Below are 5,107 nucleotides of genomic sequence, written 5' to 3'. Positions count from 1 at the left end.
ACCAGTGCAACCTTGCTGATCGAATCCAGCCGTTCCATTCTATTCACAGACTTCCGGTATATTGAACAAGCCGCGGCGGAAGCCCCGGGTTTTGAAATTATCAAAGTGACCGGAGATCCCTATGCAGTCATCGGGGAAATGATTAAAGGGCTGTTCGTGATAGGAATTGAGGAAGAGGCTTTGTCCCTGGGCGATTTCCAGAAACTGCAGCAGGCTCTAAGTGGGCATAGATTTAAAAATGCCTCCGTGATCTTTAAGAAGCTCCGGCAAATTAAGGATGAAACAGAAATTGCGCTGATCCGCCAGGCGGTTAGAATCACGGACCAGGCCTTTGTCCAGACACTGGACAAGATATATCCGGGAATGACGGAAGAAGAGCTTTCGTTGGAACTGGAATTCTGCCAAAGGAAAATGGGTGCCAGCGGCCGATCGTTTGACTATATTGTGGCCTCGGGAACACGTTCCGCGCTGCCGCACGGTACGGCCTCCGGCAAAAAGATACAAAAAGGGGAATTTTTAACGCTGGATATTGGAGCGATCTACCAAAGGTATTGTTCCGATTTTACGCGGACGCTGTTTTTGGGAAAGCCTGAGAGCAAGCACCTGGAAGTTTACGATATTGTGCTCAAGGCGCAGCTGGCCGGGGTTAAAGCTCTGAAGCCCGGCGTTAAGGCTAAAGATGTCGACGCAGCAGCCAGAGAAGTAATTACACGTGCCGGTTACGGTGAATATTTCGGTCACAGTCTGGGGCATTCCCTCGGGATCGAGATCCATGAGACGCCGTATTTAAATACCCGTGATGAAACGGTACTTGAACCGGGGATGGTACTTACGATTGAACCCGGAATTTATATCCCTGACTGGGGCGGCGTCAGAATTGAAGATGTCGCGTTAGTCACAAATTCTGGTTCGGAAGTCTTGACACAAACCGCAAAGCAGTGCATTATTATTGATTAGTGGTATTACTTGTATCCGTTATTGATACATAAAAGAATCTACAATATTATAGGAGGATCAGCAAAATGATTTCTTCAAACGATTTTAAAACCGGAGTGACTATTGAACTGGATGGCGATATATTTCAGATAGTCGAATTCCAACACGTGAAACCTGGAAAAGGCGCTGCTTTTGTACGTGCCAAAGTTAAGAATGTCAGAACGGGCGGCGTTGTCGAAAAGAAATTCAATGCCGGGGAGAAAGTTCCCAGAGCCCGTCTGGATCGCCGTGAGATGCAGTATTTGTATAAAGACGGTGATCAATTTGTTGTGATGGATAATGAAAGCTATGAACAAATTATGTTGACCGGGGCTCAAATTGGCCAGGAAGTCAAGTGGCTCAAAGAAAATATGAACCTTGGCGTCCTGCTCTATAATAGCGAAGTCATTGGTGTAGACCTTCCCAATACAGTTGTGCTTAAAGTAACGGAATGTGAGCCCGGAGTCAAGGGTGATACGGCCACAGGCGGTACCAAAGCGGCGACTGTCGAGACCGGTGCTACGGTTCAAGTACCGTTCTTTGTGAATGAAGGCGATGTCCTGATTATCGACACCAGAAGCGGAGCGTATGTTTCCCGGGCTTAATCATCTTTTCTATTACAAGAAGAATAATTAGAATAAAAGGGTTGTTGGGCAAGTAATTTCTTGAGCAACAACCCTTTATTATTTGTGAAACGCAAGAATCTATTTGAGGAATCTCTCATTTCCTCATTTCCGGACCGTAAAATTATCTTCCAGCAAAGCCCAGTTCTGAGGAAAGGGATAGGCTAAAGCCCAATAACTGATGCCTCTTAATCCATAAGCTTTGACGGTATCAAATTTGGCCTGGGCACTGCGGGCATCCTCAAACCACACTTCATGACTGTTTCCCTGCGTATCCGTATACCGGAAGAAAGGGGACTGGGTAACCGTATCATACTGGATCTCAGCATGATATCGAAGGGCTCTGGACATTGCTTCATCCATCCCAAAGGTTTCGGCAATTTGGCCGGAGACATGCGGCAAAAGCCAATCCCTGGCATAAATCTGAAAGCCAAAAAAGATTTTGTCTCTTGGAATAACTGAAACAGCATAATCCAAAACCCGTTTGATTTGATTCAAGGGAGAGATTGCCTGTGGTGAAGCGCCGCGCCAACCCCATTCATAGGTCATAAGAATAACGAAATCGACAATTCGGCCATGGGCGGGATAATCGTGCGCCTCATAGAGCAATCCCCGTTGCTCTGCGCTTAATTTTGGCGCTAAAGCCGTTGAAACGAAGAACCCTTCTGCATGAAGACGGGTAACTGCTATTTGAAGCAAAGCGTTATAAGCTTCCCTGTCTTCGGGAAGTACGTTTTCAAAATCAATGTTAAGTCCCCGATAACCTTTTTCTTTCATGATATTGATGGCATTTGTCATTAACCGATTAATGGCTTCCGTATTGGTCAAGACAAGATGAGCAAGATTTTCTCCACGCGTAGTCGACGTAAAGTTGGTAATAGACATCATCTGGGTAACCTTTTTTGCTATGGCAGCTTGAATGAGCGGAAGATCTTCGATTGTCTGCAGGCTTCCATCCTCTCTAATCAAGTAGGCGAAAGGACTTAAATATGTAAGATGTTCAGCTTCCCGATTGACAGTAGCAACCGCATCCTGACTGAAACGATAGATATAGCCATTGACATCGATGGTTGGCCGAGGTTTACGCGGGATCATGAGTACAGTGCCCGGATAAATCAAATTGGCGTTCGTAATGTTATTGACCTTAATGAGGTTTTGTAAAGAGACTTGATATTTTTGAGCAATAAACCATAAAGTCTCTCCAGCGAGAACGCGATGCCGCCTGGCAGGAATGGTGATCAGCTGGCCAGGATAAATATTGGCAGGGTTAGCAATCTGATTGTTCTGGAGAATGATTTGTACGGTCGTTCCATAAATCTGGGCAATTTTCCATAATGTTTCTCCCGATTTCACAGTATGGAAGACATCTTCAGTCGGTATAACTAATGCTAATCCGGTCAGCAGTTGTACAGGTTCAACAAGTCCGTTCACGCTTATGATTGATGCCGGCGAGACCCGATATGTAATTGCAATCTGATCCAAAGTTTGATTCGCTTTGACGACATGAATAAGCATAGAGCACCTCCTACTCCTTTTCATGTAGGATATGTAGAAAGGAAACTCAAGGTGATTTATCCTTTGGCAAGGAGCTTTTCATGTTCAATTTTCCTAAGACGACCATTGAGGTCGTTTTTTATTTTCTCCGAACAAACTGGTAATTCTAAAAACGTTTTTTAGGACATACCTTCTAATACAGAGGAGGTTAAAACATGAAGGTAAGCTTTGCTTCACCTTTAACGGAAGTTCCTAGGAATAAAAATGATGTACTCTTTAATCCGGAATCAGAGGGTGAAGGGATTATCCGTTGGTTTGGGGAACAGCTGGGCGGAATGATCCGTAAGGCGGCAGGGGCTTTACCCGACACGGAAAATATTGAAGAAATTCGTCTCAGAATCAACCAGCCTATCCTCTTCAGAACAGCAACCAGGGAATATTTCTGTACTTCGGCGGGGCAAACCGGAACAAAGAATCTAGCATATATTGTCAAGCGCGAAGACCTATTGGAAACGCTGGAGAAAATGACCTTCAGTTCTGTATATGCCGCTGAGGAGGAATTACGGCAGGGTTTTCTGACTTTGCCCGGTGGGCACCGCGTGGGATTAAGCGGAGAAACAGTCGTTGAACATGGCAAGATCAGGATCATGCGCCATATTTCCGCTTTGAATATTCGTTTAGCGAGACAGCCGGAAATGATCGTTCCGGAATTGCTGGGCTTACTGATCAATCAGGAAAACACAGTCTGCCATACTTTGCTTGTTTCACCTCCGAGAGCAGGGAAGACCACAATGCTGAGATTTTTAGTTAAAAATCTCAGTAACGGTGTACCTCAGCTAAAACTAAAAGGTCATACCGTCGGCGTGGTTGATGAAAGAAGTGAAATTGCCGGGATGTGGCAGGGCATTCCTTCTTTCGATCTTGGTTGCCGCACAGATGTACTGGACAGATGTCCCAAAGCTCAGGGACTGATCATGCTGATTAGGTCAATGGCGCCTGAGGTGGTTGCTGTCGATGAACTGGGGGGGCCGGAAGATGCCGCGGCACTTGGGGAAGCCGTTCGCTGCGGCGTAAAAATTCTGGCTACGGTCCATGCCGGTTCCCTGGACGAACTGCAAAAAAGGGCCCATCTTAGGGAATTGCTGAATAGAGAGACTTTTGAAAGGGTTGTTGTGTTAAGCAGGGCAAACGGTCCAGGCACGGTGGAAGCCGTTTATGACATGGCGAGCGGCGTCAATTTGTTTAATAAACTATCCATGGCATCGCGACATTAGTACTACGCTCAGATTCATCTCATAAACGATTGAACTATTTTTTGGGCAAGTCTGTGGGGCACAATACCGCTTTTCGGCTGTTGCGCCATCCTTGGCGAGTCGCTTCTTGCCTTCCATGGCATCGCCGACATTAGGCCATCCGTGGCCGTCAAAAAGCCGCGCTCCGCATCATGCTCCGCTCACAGCGGAATTGTGCACCACAGACTGATGATAAGTTTGCTTAGATTAGTCTTAAGCCAAGAGGGTCGTTATATGAGGAATGTTTTACGCGTTGATCGATCCGCTGTATGAGGGCCATCGGGGGTGGAAAGATGCTAGTTGCAGGTTATCTTGGGCTAATTATCGGGTTTGGCTGTTTGGGGATTATCAGAGCAAATCAAATTAAGAAACGTCCGCAGGAAATCAGGGAAATGATCAATGCCTTGGCGTTACTGGATACGGAGATATACTGGGGAGCAACACCCCTGCCGGATGCTTTCCAGGTACTTAAGGAAAGAACTGGTCCTCCCTGGCAGCTGTTTTTTGCCAGTCTTGAGGAATGGATCAGAGACGGAGAGAATGCTTCTCAGGCCTGGAAAAAAAGTATTGAAACGCACCGCCGGAAAACCTGCCTGACAGAAGACGATTGGCTGGTGATCAGCGGAATCAGTCAGGGATTGGGCAGGTCGGACCGGAATGAACAGCATAAACAGCTCGAACTTGTTCAGCGGCATTTGGCAGGCGTAGACGAAAAGGCCAGGC

5 protein-coding genes are annotated in these 5,107 nt (G+C 46.5%); 4 read left to right on the top strand and 1 reads right to left on the bottom strand.

What is annotated here, in order from left to right:
* The coding region (locus NC238_06670) for an aminopeptidase P family protein (GenBank protein MCM1565621.1) at positions 1–957 on the top strand (957 nt) is incomplete at its 5' end.
* Between the two features lie 65 nt (positions 958–1,022).
* Complete coding sequence (gene efp / locus NC238_06665; protein MCM1565620.1) at positions 1,023–1,580, top strand: elongation factor P; 558 nt, start codon at positions 1,023–1,025, stop codon at positions 1,578–1,580.
* 123 nt (positions 1,581–1,703) lie between these two features.
* Here the strand turns inward: efp and NC238_06660 are convergent, their stop codons facing one another.
* Positions 1,704–3,113 (bottom strand): LysM peptidoglycan-binding domain-containing protein, encoded by a 1,410-nt coding sequence (locus tag NC238_06660; protein ID MCM1565619.1) that lies wholly within the window; start codon positions 3,111–3,113, stop codon positions 1,704–1,706.
* 194 nt (positions 3,114–3,307) lie between these two features.
* On the opposite strand from NC238_06660, the gene spoIIIAA reads away from it, so the two are divergent.
* Both spoIIIAA and NC238_06650 read left to right on the top strand, forming a co-directional pair.
* A complete protein-coding gene (gene spoIIIAA / locus NC238_06655; protein ID MCM1565618.1) occupies positions 3,308–4,366 on the top strand; it encodes a stage III sporulation protein AA in 1,059 nt (352 codons plus the stop codon).
* A 311-nt stretch (positions 4,367–4,677) separates the two neighbouring features.
* Positions 4,678–5,107 (top strand): stage III sporulation protein AB (locus tag NC238_06650; protein MCM1565617.1); only part of this gene is annotated, 430 nt, incomplete at its 3' end.

It is taken from the genome of Dehalobacter sp. (assembly GCA_023667845.1).
GTDB lineage: Bacteria > Bacillota > Desulfitobacteriia > Desulfitobacteriales > Syntrophobotulaceae > Dehalobacter.
The sequence above is the reverse complement of the archived record's forward strand: the minus strand, read 5'-3'. Positions and strand labels throughout refer to the sequence as shown.

Bases quoted from the DNA above. Each gene is read 5' to 3' on its own strand.
- efp (MCM1565620.1), top strand. From the start codon at position 1,023: ATGATTTCTTCAAACGATTTTAAAACCGGAGTGACTATTGAACTGGAT.
- NC238_06660 (MCM1565619.1), bottom strand. From the start codon at position 3,113: ATGCTTATTCATGTCGTCAAAGCGAATCAAACTTTGGATCAGATTGCA.
- spoIIIAA (MCM1565618.1), top strand. From the start codon at position 3,308: ATGAAGGTAAGCTTTGCTTCACCTTTAACGGAAGTTCCTAGGAATAAA.